The organism is Phytohabitans rumicis, assembly GCF_011764445.1.
GTDB classification, from domain to species: domain Bacteria; phylum Actinomycetota; class Actinomycetes; order Mycobacteriales; family Micromonosporaceae; genus Phytohabitans; species Phytohabitans rumicis.
This window is the reverse complement of record NZ_BLPG01000001.1, coordinates 3,034,258-3,049,541: the sequence shown is the minus strand read 5'-3', so window position 1 is coordinate 3,049,541 and position 15,284 is coordinate 3,034,258. Positions and strand designations below refer to the sequence as shown.

Sequence of the window (15,284 nt, the reverse complement as noted above, 5' to 3'; positions counted from 1 at the left end):
TATGGGTTCGTACCGACCGCTGCACGACGGTTGGACGGTGGCACCGGCTGACGCGTCGCTCAGCCCGGTGCCGGCGGCCGTGCCCGGCTGCGTCCACACCGATCTGCTGGCCGCCGGGCGCATACCCGACCCGTACCTGGACGACAACGAAGACGCGCTGCGCTGGATCGGTCACACCGACTGGGTCTACGAGACGACGTTCGCCTGGTCCCCCTCGACGAGGCACGCGTCGACCTCGTCTGCGCGGGCCTGGACACGGTAGCCACGGTCACTCTCAACGGCGTCGACCTCGGCTCCACCGCCAACATGCACCGCGGCTACCGCTTGGACGCCCTGCCACACCTGCGCCCCGGCGACAACCGGCTCAGCGTCCGCTTCGACTCGGCGTACGCGTACGCGTCCGCCTTGAGGGATCGCCTGGGCGCGCGTCCCAGCGCGTACGAGGATCCGTTCAACTTCATCCGCAAGATGGCGTGCAACTTCGGGTGGGACTGGGGACCCAACGGGGTCACCGCCGGCATCTGGCAGCCGATCGGGCTGCACGCCTGGGGCGTCGCCCGGCTCGCCGGCGTCCGTCCACTGGTGACTGTCGACAATAGAGTCGGCCGGGTCGCCGTACACGTCGACCTCGAACGGGTCGGCGACGAGCCGCTCACCCTGAGCGCCGCCGTGGCCGGGGTCCGCCGGGAGGTCACGGTCCCGGCCGGCGAGCGCGCGGCCGTCGTCAACCTCGAGGTCCGCGACCCCGCGCTGTGGTGGCCGCGGGGGTACGGCGAGCAGGCGCGCCACGTCCTCGACGTGACCCTGCGCGCGGCCGGCGACGCCACCCTCGACACGTGGCAGCGGCGCATCGGGTTCCGCTCGGTACGCCTGGACACCACCCCGGACGCCGACGGCACCCCGTTCACCCTGGTCGTCAACGACCAGCCGGTGTTCGTCCGCGGCGTCAACTGGATCCCGGACGACACGTTCGTCACCCGGGTGACCCGGGAGCGCTACGCCGAGCGGCTCGCCCAGGCGTACGACGCCAACGTGAACCTGCTGCGCGTCTGGGGCGGCGGCCGCTACGAGTCCGACGACTTCTACGACGTGGCCGACGAGATGGGGCTGCTCGTGGTGCAGGACTTCCTCTTCGCCTGCGCGGCGTACCCGGAGGAGGAGCCGATCGCCGGCGAGGTTTCTTCGGAGGCCCGTGCACAGGTGACGCGGCTGGCCAGCCACCCGAGCCTGGTCGGATGGATCGGCAGCAACGAGAACATCTGGGGCTACCACGACTGGGGCTGGCCGGACGAGTTGGCCGGACGCACCTGGGGCGAGGGGTACTACCTCGATGTCCTGCCCGCCATCGTGGCCGAGCTGGACCCCACCCGGCCGTACTGGCCCAGCAGCCCGTACTCGGGGCGGCCGGACGTGCACCCCAACGACCCGGCGCACGGCAGCATGCACATCTGGGACGTGTGGAACCAGCGCGACTACGTGCACTACCGCGACTACCGGCCGCGCTTCGTCGCGGAGTTCGGCTACCAGGCGCCCGCGGCGTACGCGACGCTGCGCCGGGCGCTGCGCGACGACCCGCTGGCGCACGACTCGCCCGGCATGCGCCACCACCAGAAGGCCATCGACGGCGACGCAAAGCTCCAGCGTGGACTCGACGCGCACCTGCCGCCGCCGCGCGACTTCGACGACTGGCACTACCTGACCCAGGTCAACCAGGCGCGGGCGATCGCGCTCGGGATCGAGCACTTCCGGTCGCTGCGTCCACTGTGCATGGGTGCGATCGTGTGGCAGCTCAACGACTGCTGGCCGGTCACCTCGTGGGCGTTCGTCGATGGCGACGGGCGCCGCAAGCCCGCCTGGTACGCCCTGCGCCGGGTGTACGCCGACCGGCTGCTGACCATCCAGCCGCGGGACGGTGCTCTGGTGCTGGTCGCGGTCAACGACGGCGCCCAGCCGTGGATCGCCCCGGCCAGCGTGACCCGGATGGCCATTTCCGGTGAGGCGCGCGCGAAGACGGCGGTGGACCTCGTCGTACCGCCCCACTCGGCGCTCACGCTGCCGCTGCCCGGCGACCTGGCCAGCGCCGACGACCCGCGCGACGAGCTGCTGGTGGCCTCCGCCAACGGCGAGCGGGCCTGGTGGTTCTTCGCCGAGGACAAGGACGTCGCGTACCCGCCCCCGGCGTACGACGCCACCGCGGAGCCGGTGCCGGACGGTTGGCGGGTCACCGTACGCGCCGGCACCATCCTGCGCGACCTGGCGCTCTTCCCGGACCGGTTGGACCCGTCCGCCTCGGTCGACGAGCAGCTGGTCACGCTGCTGCCGGGGGAGTCGGTGACGTTCACCGTCCGGGCCCGGCCGGACCTGGACCCGGCGGCCCTGACCGCGAGGCCCGTGCTGCGCTTTGTCAACGACGTCTCTTCCTGTGAGCGCGAGGAGTGAGCTTCAACGGCCTGGAACAGACGACGGCGGCCCGCCTGCGAGCCCCGCAGTCGGGAACGAAAGACGGCTCAGCATGACCGGGCCGGTACTGGCCGTCGACGTCGGCGGCACGAAGCTCGCGGCGGCCGTCGTGGAGCCGGACGGCACGCTCCGGGACCGGGTCACCGTGCCCACCCCGGCGGACGGCCAGAAGGCGGCGGCCGCGCTCGACCGGCTGGCCCGCGAGGTGGCCGCGAAAGGCCCGGCCGGCCGGCTGGTCGGGCTCGGGGTCGGCTCCGCCGGCCCGCTCGACCTGAACGCCGGCACGGTCAGCCCGGTCAACATCACGGACTGGCGGCCGTTTCCGATCCTCGACGCGCTGCGGCCGGTGCTGCCCGGCCGGCCCGCGGTGCTCGCCGGCGACGGGCAGTGCATGGCGCTCGGCGAGTACTGGCGCGGCGGATACACCACCCGGGCCATGCTCGGCATGGTGGTCTCCACCGGCGTCGGTGGCGGCCTCGTGCTGGACGGCCGGATCCATCCCGGCGTCACCGGCAACGCCGGCCACATTGGACACATCGTCGTCGACCTCGACGGCCCGCCGTGCCCCTGCGGCGGGCGCGGGTGCGTCGAGGCCATCGCCAGCGGCCCTCGATGACCAGATGGGCGCGGGCCGAGGGCTGGGAGCCTGCCGCCGGCCGGCCGGCCGACGCCCGCACCCTCGCCCAGGACGCGCGCGACGGCGATCCCGTCGCGCGGCAGGCGTTCCGGCGGGCCGCGACCGCGGTGGCCGCCGGGATCGTCTGCGCGAGCGGCCTGCTGGACCTCGACGACGTGGTCGTCGGCGGCGGCGTAGCCGGCGCCGGCGACCTGCTCTTCACCCCGCTCCGCGAGGCGGTCGCCGACCTGGCCGGCCTTGCCTTCATCCGGCGGGTGCGGATCCACCCGAGCCGGTTCGGGACGGACGCGGGTCTGCTAGGCGCCGCGGCTCTCGCTCTTAGGAGTACCCCATGAAAGTGCGCTCCCTCCTCACCGCCGTCACCGCACTTCTCCTCCTCACTCCGGCTACCCCCGCCGTCGCTGGACCGTCCACTTCGGGCTTCGTCGTCCGCGACGGGGCCACGCTGAAGCTCGACGGCAAGAAGTTCCGCTTCGGCGGCACCAACAACTACTACCTGATGTACAAGTCGCGGCTGATGGTCGACGACGTGTTCGCCGACGCGAAGTCGGCCGGCTTCACCGTGCTGCGCACGTGGGGCTTCCTCGACATCGGCAACCAGGACGGCTCCGGCTCCATCCACGGCAAGGCGGACGGCGTCTACTTCCAGTACTGGGACGGCACCCGGCCGGCGTACAACGACGGGGCCGACGGCCTGGAACGCCTCGACTACGTCATCAAGGCCGCCGGCGACGCCGGCGTCAAGCTGGTCATTCCGCTCACCAACAACTGGAACGACTTCGGCGGCATCGCCCAGTACGTGCGCTGGCGCGGCGGTCAGTACCACGACGACTTCTACTCCGACCCGGTGATCCGCGGCTGGTACAAGGACTGGATCTCGCACGTCCTGAACCGCACCAACTCGCTGACCGGGGTCAAGTACAAGGACGATCCGGCCGTCATGACGTGGGAGCTGGGCAACGAGCCGCGGTGCAAGGGCTCCGGGCTCTACCCGACGTCGCCGAACTGCTCGCCGCAACTGCTCACGGCGTGGGCCGACGAGATGACCCGGCACATCAAGTCCGTCGACCGCAAGCACCTGGCCAGCGTCGGCGACGAGGGCTTCTTCTGCGACGACCGGACCAGTTCGGACTGGACCGTCAACTGCGGCGAGGGCGTGGACGTCCTCGCGTTCACCAAGCTGCCGGCGGTGGACGTCATGTCGTACCACCTGTACCCGAAGCCGTGGGGCAAGGACGCGGTCTGGGCCGTCGACTGGATCAAGCGGCACAACCGGGAGGCCGCCAAGATCGGCAAGCCGGTGATGCTCGGTGAATTCGGCTGGCCGGACAAGGCGGACCGCAACCCCGTCTATCAAAAGTGGACGGACGCGTTCATCGCCACCGGCGGCACGGGCTTCCTCTACTGGATCCTTTCCGGCGTGCAGGACGACGGCAGCCTGTACCCGGACTACGACGGATACACCGTCTACTGCCCGAGCCCGGTGTGCATCAACCTGTCCAATGCCACCGAGGAGATCCGCCGGGGCAGCGGTCCCGGCCGCCGGTGGCCGACGACGACGCGGTGGTCACGGCGTTCGAGACGCCGGTGACGCTGGCGCCGGCCGCGAACGACATCGCGTACCGCACGTCGGTGCGCCCGTCGTCAATCAGGCTAAACCCTTCGTCGGTCGAGGGTGGGCAGTTCGCGCTGACGAGCGACGGCAAGGTGGTCTTCACGCCCACGGCCGGGTTCCGGGGCCGGGCGGCGACCCAATACACCATCCGTGACCTCGCCGGGCGCGTATCGAACACGGCCACCCTGAGCGTGACGGTGCTGCCGCCGGCGACGCCGACGATCCAGATCGCGACGTTCGAGACCGGCACCGAGGGCTGGGCGCCCGCGCCGTGGCAGACCAACGCCGGGACGGTCGCGCAGACCGCCGACTTCCACACCGAGGGCGCGTACGGCCTGCACATCTCCGCGGCCGACGGCGGGTGGTTCGGCAAGCGGCTGGACGCGCCGCTCGACCTCACCGCCAAGGTGGCCCTGAAGTTCGACCTGCGCGTCGGCCCGGACGCCGGCACCAGCGGCGCGATCGCCGTGCAGTACGGCGACGTCCCCTCCTGGTGCCAGTCGAACTTCACCTGGGTGCCGCAGAACAGCCAGGTCACCGTCACGGCCGACCTGCTGACCCAGATGTCCTGCGACGCGGCGGCGCTGGCCGACGTGCGCGAGGTCTACGTGTGGGCCCACCCCGGCGAGTTCGACATCGACAACATCCGCGCCGAGTGAGTGCAAGGAAGGGCCCCCTCCTAACGTTTTATGCATAGGAGGGGGCCCTTCCTAACGTCTCCGCGGCGTCACCGGCGCGTTAGCTGTCGGGAACCCGACAATAAGGCGTTAGTGGTATGAGCCGTGCAATCCACTTCGCCACTGACGACCAATCCGGCGGAACGTTCGGTTGATTGACTGTCCGACAAGTCCGGACAAGCCTGATCTGATGTCTGTTGTGCTATCGGAGCATCCCAGCGCGCGTAATCAGGGGGACGCGATGGGTGAAGCATGGGGGAGCGCACGGCCGGTTGGACAATGGTTCTCATCGACCGGTGGGAACTGCGCCGTGGCCGGGAAGCGGTCGGCACGACGCGAGCGGTCCAGCGGCTCAGCGCGCTCCTGGCCATTCAGGGCCGGCGTGACCGGTGCCTCGTGGCCGGTCAGCTGTGGCCCGAATGCAACGAACACCATGCCCAGGGCAATCTGCGTTCGGCCCTGTGGCGGATCAGGCAACAACACCCGAAACTGGTCGACGCCATGGACGGTGCGCTCATGCTCAACCCGGGCGTACGCATCGACATGGACGAGATCCTGAGCCATGCCCGCGCGGTGCTGGACGACGGTGTCGCCCCGGCGAACGCGCTGGCCGTACTGTCCGCGGGCGACCTGCTCCCGGGCTGGTACGACGACTGGGTCCTGCTGCACCGGGAGCGGCTGCATCAGGTCCAACTACACGCGCTGGAGCGGCTCGCCACGCTGCACGCCCAGGAGGGGCGGTACCTGGAGGCGCTGCAGGCCGGACTCACCGCGGTCCGCATGGACCCCTTGCGGGAGAGCGCTCACCGGGTGGTGGCCCGGGTGCACCTGGCCGAGGGGAACGTGGGCGAGGCGATCCGGCAGTTCGAGCGCTGCCGCCAGGTGCTCGCCGACGAGTTCGGGATCCTGCCCACCCGGCAGTTCCTGGACCTGATGAGCCCGATCCGGCAATCCCTCGCGTGACGCGCGGGTGACGCGGGCGCCACGCGGGGGATGTTAGCCAGAACGGGTACCGAAGCGACCTAGGGGACCCAGCCATGTGCGGAATCGTGGCGGCAGTGCCGGACTACGGCGGTGAGCGTGCGGACGTCTCGCGCCGACAGGTGCTCGACGCCTTGCCCAAGGACCGGCCGGACGACCTGCTTGCCGGGCTGGACTGGTTTGTCAAAGGTCTGTCGGCAGCGGCCGAGCTGTACGCCCTCCCGACCGTTAGCCACCGCCTGGCGACCGACGCGCGGCTGCGGGAGGAAGCCGTCGAACGCCTGTCCGCGGCGAGCGGCTGGCTGGCCGAGCTCGATCGTGACCTGGACCGGCACAGCGCGGACTGGGACCCGGAGCTTCTCGAACGCGGGCAGCGGCTCGCGGTGCGCGCCCGTGACCTGCTCTGGGCGCTGACCCATGATCGGGTGGCGGCCGCAGCTCGGGCGGGTGCCCTGGCCGGCGACGCGATCGCGGATCTGGACGTGGCCCGTGCCTACCTGGCGGTCGACGCGGTCCTCGACGCGGTGGACCGGCTCGAGGTCCGGGGGCGTGATTCGGCGGGCATCCAGATCTGGGTGACGCTGCCCGACGGCGTACCCCCGGACCTGCGTCACCGCGCGGACACCGACTACCGGCACGGCGCGGTCGAGGCGCTCGATGGTGGATTGGCGTTTGTCTACAAGCGGGCATCCGTCATCGGCCGGCTCGGGGAAAACGTCGCCTTCCTGCGCGCCACCATCGCCGTCGACACGGACCTGCGGGCGGTGCTGGCGCTGCCCGGCGCCCGGGTGACCGTGCTCGCGCACACCCGCTGGGCCAGCGTGGGTCGCATCAGCGAGGCCAACGCCCACCCGGTCAACAGCGTGGTGCGGGGTCGGGCGCACATCTTCGCCACGGCGGCGCTCAACGGCGACATCGACAACCACGTGGCCCTGCGGCAACAGATCGGCCTGCCCGCCGACGCCGCCGGGATCAGCACCGACGCGAAGCTGATCCCGGTGCTGCTGGCCGGAAGCATCGACGCGGGCGCGGAGCCGGTGCCGGCCATGGCCGAGTTCATCCGCCGCGGGTACGGCTCGTTCGCCATCGCCGCGCAGACCGCCGCCAATCCGGACCAACTGCTGCTCGGGGTGAAGGGGAGCGGGCAGGGCCTGTACGTCGGGTTCGCGCCGGGCTGCTTCCTGGTCGCCAGCGAGGTGTACGGGCTGGTCGGCGTGACCGACCGGTACCTGCGCCTGGACGGCACGCTCGCCGACGGCGGCGAGTTGGGCACCGTGGTGACACTGGACCGGGCGGGCGCGGGGACGGCGGCGGCGCTGCGGCGCTATACGGCGCTGGGCCGGCCCGTGGCGACGACCGATGGCGACATCGTCACCGCGGAAATCACCACCCGGGACGTGGCACGCGGCCCGTTCGAGCACTACCTGGTGAAGGAGATGACCGAGGCTCCTTCGTCGTTCCGCAAGAGCCTGCGCGGGCGGGTCGCCCGGGACGGCGACCGGCACTACGTGACGCTGAGCGAGCCGGCGCTGCCGGAGGCGGTGCGCCGCCGCTTCACCGCCGGTGACATCCGCGAGGTCATCCTCGTCGGCCAGGGCACGGCGGCGGTCGCCTGCCAGGGCATCGCGACCGTGGTGAAGCGACTGCTCAAACCGGCCGTGTCGGTCGCGGCCATGCCGGCAAGTGAACTGTCCGCGTGGGGCCTGCGGCCGGACATGTCGGCGGTGTGCCTGGTCGCGGTGAGCCAATCCGGGACCACCACGGACACGAACCGGGCCGTGGACATGGCTCGGGCCCGTGGCGCGGCCGTACTCTCCATCGTCAACCGGCGCGACAGCGACCTGACGCACAAGAGCGACGGCGTGCTGTACACATCGGACGGACGCGATGTCGAGATGGCGGTGGCCTCCACCAAGGCGTTCTATTCCCAGGTCGCCACGGGCGTGCTGCTCGGTCTGCGGCTCGCGCGGCTCCTCGACCGGCTGCCGCCGGCCCTGGAGGATTCCTTGCTGCAGGCCCTGCTGGACGTCCCGCAGCAGCTGGAGCGGCTGCCCGACCTGGCGCCGCGGATCGCCGAGATCGCGGAGGTCGCGATCCGCTATCCATACTGGACAGTCGTTGGGTCCGGGCCGAACCGGGTCGCCGCCGAGGAGACCCGGATCAAGCTGTCGGAGCTGTGCTACAAGACCATCTCCACGGACGCCGTCGAGGACAAGAAGCACGTCGACCTGTCGGCCGAGTCGTTCGTCCTCGTCTGCGCGGCCGGCACGCCCGCCGGCCAGGTGCGCGACCTGACCAAGGAGGTGGAGATCTTCGCGGCGCACCGCAACGCGCCGGCGGTGATCGTGGACGAGGGAATCGACGTGCGATGGGCGACGGATCTGGTCGTACACGTGCCCGCCGCACACCCGATGTTCGCCTGGATCATCAGTACGGCGGCGGGGCACCTGTTCTCGTACCACATCGCACGCGCGATAGACCGGAAAGCGGATCCGTTGCGGGTGGCGCTCGCCGCGTTGGAGGGCGCGGTCGATGCCGGCCGGGTGACCGTCGGCGACCTGGACCTGGCCTGCCACGACCTGCATCAGTTCGTGGCCGACGCGGCGGCGGGCACGCTTCGCGGCGTCCTACAGAGCGACACGGCCATCGGCCTGTCGTACGCCTCCCAGGTGCTGCAGCACGGGAACCCGGCCGGCGACCCGGTCGAGTACCTCCGGCACCGGCTCACCACCGCCGTGGACGAGCTGACCCGCTCCATCGACTCGGTGAAGCACCAGGCGAAGACGGTGACGGTCGGCACCTCGCGCGGCGACGCCGACCTGCTCGACAACGGGCTGACGGCGGCCCTCGCCGAGGCCGGCGGCGATCCGGAGGTCTGCGGCTACTCCGCCCTGCGTACCCTGAGCGCCTTCGCCAACCTGGTCGATCGGGTCGAGGGCGCCACGCGTTACCTGCTGAGCTGGCCGCCCGACGGCCCGGCGACGATCCGCGTCGCCGGCAAGACGGGCATCGCGCGCGGGCTGGTCAGCCGGGCGGACAACGGGGCCGAGCTGAGCGGATCCAAGCGGCTGGCGGTACGTTCCCGAACGCCCCGCCTGGTGCGCGGCCGGTGCGATGGGCGCTTGGTGCTGATGGTGCCCGAGCTGACCGGCACCCGGGTCAAGGCGCTCACCCTGCTGCACGTGGCGTTGCGCGAGCGGGCCGACGCCGTACACCTCACCGAGGTCCTCGGCGGGGGCCGGCTGGAAGAGATCAGGGCCGCCGTCACGGAGACCGACGCGCCCTTCGACCCGTCGGTGCTGGCCGATCTGCCCGTCGAGACCGTCCTGCTGTCGCCGGTGGACGAGATCGCGAGGATGATCGGGTGATACGGATGCCGATCGTCTGCGTTCTCCTGCTGATGTTGGGTCTGCTGCCGGGCTGTACGGATCCCGGGCAGGCGGCCGACGACAAGGTCACCAGCTGGGTGTACCAACTACAGGGCTACGCGGACGGCCGGCTGGACGCGATCGCCCGCGCACCGCAGAACCTCGCCGTCATCGACCTCGCCAAGGACGCCGGGTCCGGATACTTCACCCGCGAGGAGATCGCCGACGTGCGGGGGGCGGGCAAGCGGGTGCTGGCCTACTTCGAGATCGGTGCGATCGAGGACTTCCGGCCCGAGGCGGCACGCGTGCGGTCGGACGGCCTCATGCTCAACCGGTGGGCGGACTGGCCGGAGGAGCACTTCGTCCGGTACTGGGAGCAGCGCTGGTGGGACGGCGTCGTCCGGCCGCGGGTCGACCAGGCCCTGGCCGCCGGCTTCGACGGCGTCTACCTGGACACGCCGCTGGCGTACGAGGAGATCGACCTCGCGCTGGTCCCGGGCGAGACGCGGGAGAGCCTGGGCGCCAAGATGGTCGACCTGATTGTCCGCATCAGCCGATACGCCAAGCAGGCCCAGCCGGACTTCTGGATCTTCCCGCAGAACTCGCCGGAGTTGCAGGACCACGCCGGCTACACCGCGGCGATCGACGGCATCGGCATGGAGGAGCTGTTCTTCCTGGCCACCGACGAGCCGTGCACCCAGGACTTCTGCGCGGAGAACCTGACCGCCACCCGGCGGCTGCGCGACGCCGGCAAGGTGGTGCTCGCCGTCGACTACGCAACCCGTCCCGCGTACGTGGCGGAGGCGTGCCGGCGCTACCGCGAGGAGCGGTTCACCGGCTATGTCACCACGCGCGCTCTGGACCGGGTCGACCCGCCCTGTCCACAACCCTAGGGAGGCCCAGAATGACCCATGAATTTCACCGTATCGGCGTGGTCGGGATGGGCTATGTCGGCCTCACCCTGACCGCGGCCCTGGCCCGCAAGGGCTTCACCGTGTACGGAGTCGACACCCAAACCGCCGTGCTGGACTCGCTGGCCAAGGGGCAACCGCACATCTACGAGCCGGGTGTGGCGGAAGTGTTCGCCGAACACGTCGGACGCAACATCCTGGTCGGTCCGGACCTGCCGGACGAGCCGGTCGACGCCGCGATCGTGTGCGTGTCCACGCCCACGGACGAGGCCACTCGGCGGCCCAATCTGAAGAATCTGGCCGCCGCGGCCGAATACATCGCCGAGCGCTGCGACCCCGACGTTCTCGTCGTGGTGCGCAGCACGGTGCCGGTCGGCACCAGCCGGGCGATCGTGTTGCCGGTGCTGCGGGACCGCTGGGGGTCGAGCCGCACCTGGTGATGGCGCCCGAACGCACCATCCAGGGCCAGGCACTGCGCGAACTGGTCGAGCTGCCGCAGGTCGTCGGCGGCCTCGATGACGAGAGCCTGCGCCTGGGGTTGGACCTCTTCGGCGGGTTGGCGCGCGAGCTGGTGCCGGTGTCCAGCATGGAGGTCGCCGAGCTGGTCAAGCTCACCAACAACTGCCACACCGACCTGATCTACTCGTTCGGCAACGAGATCGCCATGCTCACCGAGCGGCTCGGCCTGGACCCGCTCGAGGTGATCCGGGCGACCAACCTCGACTACCCGCGGCCGGACATCGCCAAGCCGGGGTACGTCGGCGGCGGCTGCCTGTCCAAGGACCCCTACCTGCTGATCGACAGCGCCCGCCAGCGGGGCCACGAGCCGTACCTGCTCGGCAAGGTCCGCGAGCTCAACGAGGACCTGCCCGCGCACGTCGCACAGCGGGTGGTCGAGCTGATGGGCGACACCGCCGGGGCGACGCTGTGCGTGCTGGGCTGGGCGTACAAGGGCTGGCCGCCCACCGACGACATGCGCGGCACGCCGATCGCCGGCATGATGCCGGTGTTCCGCGCGGCCGGCATGCGGGTCACCGGCCACGACCCGCTCGTCGGCGACGAGGTGATCCGGGCGTACGGCGGCGAACCGGTGCCGGTGGACGCCGGGTTCGCCGGCGCGGACGCGGTGCTCGTCATCACCGACCACCCCGACTACCGGCGGCTCGACCTGGGCCACCTGATGGCCGGCGGCCGCACCCGCCTGGTGTACGACTCCTGGCGCATCCTCGACGAGCCGACGGTGCTACGGCACGGCGCCCGGTACGCCGGCATCGGCTACGAACCCGTGGGAGCGAGGTGACGAAGATGAGAATCCTGATACTCGGCGGAGCCGGCTTCATCGGGCTGCACCTGACCCGGCGGCTGCTCGCGGACGGTCACGCGGTGACCGTCGTGGACGACTTCTCGCGCGGGCGGGACGACCTCGAGTTCGCCGCGATCCGCCCGCTGGTGGGCGTGTACGCGGCCGACCTGACCACGGCGGAGGCGTACACCGGCCTGCCGCACGGCTGGGACCAGGTCTACATGCTGGCCGCCGTGGTCGGCGTGCGGAACGTCGAGCGCGACCCGGCGCGCGTGCTGCGGGTCAACACGCTTGCGCTGCAACACCTGCTGGACTGGCTGCACCCGGGCGAGCGCCTCTTCTTCGCGTCCACCAGCGAGACGTACGCCGGCACGGTGAGCGCGGGGCTGGCCCCGGTGCCGACCGGTGAGGACGTGCCGCTGCTGGTGGCGGACGCGGCCGCGCCGCGGTTCGCGTACGCGGTGAGCAAGCTCTGGGGCGAGGCCGCCGTCCTGCACACGTCCCGCGCCAAGGACCTGCGGTGCGTCGTGGGCAGGTTCCACAACGTGTACGGGCCGCGGATGGGCACCGACCACGTGATCCCCGAACTGTCGATGCGGGCCATCCGGCGGGAGAACCCGTTCCGGGTGTACGGCTCCGACCAGTACCGCGCGTTCTGCCACGTCGACGACGCGACCGAGGCGATGGTCCGGTTGATGGCCAGCGAGCACGCGGCCGACCAGACCGTGCACATCGGCAACGACACCGAACAGACGAGGATCGGCGACCTGGCCCAGTTGGTGCTCCGCACCGCGGCCTTCGCCCCCGCGCCGGAGCTGCTTCCGGCGCCACCGGGCTCGGTGGTCAAACGCTGCCCGGACATCACGAAGCTGCGCTCCCTGACCGGGTTCGAGCCCAAGGTCTCGCTGGAAGAGGGCGTGCGGCACACGTTCGAGTGGTACCGGGACAACACGTCTTAAGGAGATCCACGATGGCGGGCGGGGAAATAGCCTTCTACTACGGCGCGGACCAGGCGGCCAAGCTGGCCGGATACCGGCGGGTCGTGCTGCAGGGCGACCTGTACACCACCGACGAGGTGCGCTGGCTGCTCGACCGAGACGTGCAGCCGCTGGGCTATCTCAGCCTCACCGAGGATCCCGGCCCGTCGATGCCATGGCAGCGCACCGAACACAACCCCGACTGGGGCGGCGCCTTCGTGTACGTCGACGACCCCGGCTGGGTGACGCACGTCCTCGACCAGGCCATGACCATGCTGCGTCGCGACTTCGCCGGCCTGTTCCTGGACACCCTCAACATCGAGCTCACGTTTCCCGATGAGGTCCCGCACCTGCTCGACCTGATGACTCGCCTGCGGGCCGAGACGTACCCCGCCTATCTGCTGGCCAACCGGGGCTTCGGGCTGCTGCCCGGCCTGGGCGAACTGGTGGACGGCGTGCTCTTCGAGTCGTTCTCGGTGCGCTGGACCGACGATGGCGGGTATTCGCCGTGGCCGCCGGACACGCTGACCGTGCACGCGCAGTACGCCGAACGGCTGCGGGAGCTGGACGTGGACCTGTACGCCCTGGACTACGCGGATACGGCGGAGCTCACCGAGTTCGCCGTTCGCCGGGCCCGCCAGTTCCACATGCCGTGCTTCGTCAGCAACCGGGAGCTCACACGGTTGTGAGCGCGTGCACCCAGGTCGCCTCGGCGGAGGCGGCCAGGTCGTATCTGGGGGCCCAGCCCAGCACCTCGGTGGTGTGGGTGAGGTCGGCGGCGATCCAGTCGACACCGGGCGACTTGGCGGATGGCGGGTCCGCCTCCAGCACCTCGCCGGCGTAGCCCGCGGCGTCGGCGAGCAGGCGGATCAGCGTCCGGGTGGGCACCGCGTCCCGGAGCCCATGTTGCACACCACCTCGGCCGGCCGGGCGGCGAACACCGCCGCGACCACGGCCGCCGCCACGTCCCGGACGTCCACGAAGTCGCGGTAGGCGCCCAGCGGGCCCAGCCGGATCCGGCTGGTGCCCTCGGCCAGCGCGTCGCGGATCTCCCGCACCGCCCGGCCGGCCACGTTCTCCGCCGGGAGTCCGGGCCCGACCGGGTTGAACACGCGCAGCACGATCCCGTCCAGCCGGCCGCCGGCGGCCGCGACCTCGACGAGTCGGGTGGCGGCAAGCTTCGTCACGCCGTACGCGCTGACCGGGCGGGCGCAGTCGGTCTCGCGCACCGGCCGGCCGCGCTCGACCACGCCGTACTCGGCGGCCGAGCCGAAGCTCACCAGCCGGAGCGGACGCTCCGGCGGTCGCCGCGCGTCGATCGTCTGCACCGCCTCGATCAGCGTCGCGACCGCGGCGGTGTTCGTGGCGAGCAGCTCGGCGGGCGTGCCGGCCAGCCGACCGGCGCAGTTGACGACCGCGTCGACCCGGGTGCTGGCGAGCAGGTCCGCGAGCTGCCCAGCCGAGCCGGTCACCAGGTCGTGCTGCACGCGGGGAACGCCCACGGCCGGTGACCGGCGGCCGGCCGCGATGACCTGGGTGACCCGTTCGTCGGCGGTCAGCGCCCGGCAGACCTGCTCGCCCAGGAAGCCGGACGCGCCGAACACGAGCAGCCTGGTCATGGGCGAGCGCCTTCGAGGACCTTGGGCAGCAGCAGGGGACGCAGCTCCTCGAACCGCTGGTTCGCCTCGTCGTAGTCGTCGGGCCGGCCGATGTCCAGCCAGAACCCGTCGAACTCGAAGGCGGCCGGGTGGCTGCCCCGGGCCAGCAGGTCCAGCACCAGGTCGTCGAAGCCGAACGGGATGCCCTTCGGGTACGGCGCCAGCGTCTTGGCGGACAGCCCGTAGACACCCATGCTCACCGCGTACGACTGGGTCGGCTTCTCGGTGAAGCTGACGATCTCGTGGACGTTGTTGGTTTCCAGGCAGCCGAAGTCGATTTTCACGCTGCGCCGGTAGGTCGCCACGGTCAATGGCGCTTCCGAGGCGATGTGCGTGTCGAGCAGCTCGCCATAGTTGAGATCGGTGAGTACGTCGCCGTTCATGACCAGGAAGTGCTCCGGGAGCTGGTCGATGATGTTGAACAGCGGGCCGATCGTGGAGAGCGGCTGGTCCTCGTCCGCGTAGTCGACGGTCATGCCCCAGCGGGAGCCGTCGCCGACGAACGCCTGGATCAGCGAACCAAGGTGCCCGATGGCGAGCGTCGCGGAGCGGAACCCGTACGCGCGCAGCTGTTGCAGGATGATGTCGAGGATCGCGTACTCGTTGCCGATCGGTACGAGTGGCTTCGGCAGGCACGTCGTGTACGGGCGCAGCCGTACGCCCCGACCTCCGGCAAGAATCACTACGTGCATGAGTT

Annotated in this window: 14 protein-coding genes and 1 pseudogene; 12 read left to right on the top strand and 3 right to left on the bottom strand. The window is 71.0% G+C overall.

Annotated elements, in window-relative coordinates; translation table 11 throughout:
- Window position 1 precedes the first annotated feature (1 nt).
- The 12 genes and pseudogenes from Prum_RS13285 to Prum_RS13240 all read left to right on the top strand — a co-directional run bounded on the left by Prum_RS13285 (window position 2) and on the right by Prum_RS13240 (window position 13,618).
- A pseudogene (locus Prum_RS13285) lies at window positions 2–2,439 on the top strand (glycoside hydrolase family 2 protein).
- A gap of 73 nt (window positions 2,440–2,512) precedes the next feature.
- A complete protein-coding gene (locus tag Prum_RS53760) occupies window positions 2,513–3,076 on the top strand; it encodes an ROK family protein (protein ID WP_218577225.1) in 564 nt (187 codons plus the stop codon).
- The gene (locus tag Prum_RS53755) at window positions 3,073–3,432 is read left to right on the top strand and encodes an ROK family protein (RefSeq protein WP_218577224.1); all 360 of its coding nucleotides are present in this window, start codon (window positions 3,073–3,075) and stop codon (window positions 3,430–3,432) included. The genes Prum_RS53760 and Prum_RS53755 overlap by 4 nt, the downstream gene beginning before the upstream one ends.
- Entirely contained in the window at window positions 3,429–4,688 is a 1,260-nt protein-coding gene (locus tag Prum_RS13275; RefSeq protein WP_173076843.1) for a glycoside hydrolase 5 family protein, read from the top strand. Before Prum_RS53755 ends, Prum_RS13275 begins: the two co-directional genes overlap by 4 nt.
- Window positions 4,643–5,371 (top strand): Ig-like domain-containing protein, encoded by a 729-nt coding sequence (locus Prum_RS13270; RefSeq protein WP_173076841.1) that lies wholly within the window; start codon window positions 4,643–4,645, stop codon window positions 5,369–5,371. The genes Prum_RS13275 and Prum_RS13270 overlap by 46 nt, the downstream gene beginning before the upstream one ends.
- 297 nt (window positions 5,372–5,668) lie before the next feature.
- Complete coding sequence (locus Prum_RS13265) at window positions 5,669–6,352, top strand: AfsR/SARP family transcriptional regulator (protein ID WP_173076839.1); 684 nt, start codon at window positions 5,669–5,671, stop codon at window positions 6,350–6,352.
- 74 nt (window positions 6,353–6,426) lie between these two features.
- A complete protein-coding gene (locus Prum_RS13260; protein WP_173076837.1) occupies window positions 6,427–9,738 on the top strand; it encodes an SIS domain-containing protein in 3,312 nt (1,103 codons plus the stop codon).
- Between the two features lie 5 nt (window positions 9,739–9,743).
- Window positions 9,744–10,631: a glycoside hydrolase family 191 protein gene (locus tag Prum_RS13255; protein WP_173076835.1), complete on the top strand. Its 888-nt coding sequence runs from the start codon at window positions 9,744–9,746 to the stop codon at window positions 10,629–10,631.
- Between the two features lie 11 nt (window positions 10,632–10,642).
- Window positions 10,643–11,089 (top strand): NAD(P)-binding domain-containing protein, encoded by a 447-nt coding sequence (locus tag Prum_RS51405; protein WP_246277868.1) that lies wholly within the window; start codon window positions 10,643–10,645, stop codon window positions 11,087–11,089.
- A complete protein-coding gene (locus tag Prum_RS13250; RefSeq protein WP_246277867.1) occupies window positions 11,089–11,949 on the top strand; it encodes a UDP binding domain-containing protein in 861 nt (286 codons plus the stop codon). Before Prum_RS51405 ends, Prum_RS13250 begins: the two co-directional genes overlap by 1 nt.
- A gap of 5 nt (window positions 11,950–11,954) precedes the next feature.
- The gene (locus Prum_RS13245) at window positions 11,955–12,911 is read left to right on the top strand and encodes an NAD-dependent epimerase/dehydratase family protein (RefSeq protein WP_173076833.1); all 957 of its coding nucleotides are present in this window, start codon (window positions 11,955–11,957) and stop codon (window positions 12,909–12,911) included.
- Window positions 12,912–12,922: 11 nt separating this feature from the next.
- The gene (locus Prum_RS13240; protein WP_173076831.1) at window positions 12,923–13,618 is read left to right on the top strand and encodes a putative glycoside hydrolase; all 696 of its coding nucleotides are present in this window, start codon (window positions 12,923–12,925) and stop codon (window positions 13,616–13,618) included.
- On the opposite strand, the gene Prum_RS51400 is transcribed toward Prum_RS13240, so the two are convergent.
- Genes Prum_RS51400 through Prum_RS51390 form a run of 3 tightly spaced genes read right to left on the bottom strand, consistent with a single transcriptional unit; the run spans window position 13,605 to window position 15,279 of the window.
- Window positions 13,605–13,817 carry a hypothetical protein gene (locus Prum_RS51400; RefSeq protein ID WP_246277866.1) on the bottom strand — a complete coding sequence of 71 codons (213 nt, stop codon included), beginning with the start codon at window positions 13,815–13,817 and terminating at the stop codon, window positions 13,605–13,607. The genes Prum_RS13240 and Prum_RS51400 overlap by 14 nt on opposite strands.
- Complete coding sequence (locus tag Prum_RS51395) at window positions 13,799–14,548, bottom strand: NAD-dependent epimerase/dehydratase family protein (protein ID WP_246277865.1); 750 nt, start codon at window positions 14,546–14,548, stop codon at window positions 13,799–13,801. Before Prum_RS51395 ends, Prum_RS51400 begins: the two co-directional genes overlap by 19 nt.
- Window positions 14,545–15,279, bottom strand: a complete 735-nt coding sequence (locus Prum_RS51390; RefSeq protein ID WP_246277864.1) for a nucleotidyltransferase family protein — start codon at window positions 15,277–15,279, stop codon at window positions 14,545–14,547. The genes Prum_RS51395 and Prum_RS51390 overlap by 4 nt, the downstream gene beginning before the upstream one ends.
- Window positions 15,280–15,284: the final 5 nt, after the last annotated feature.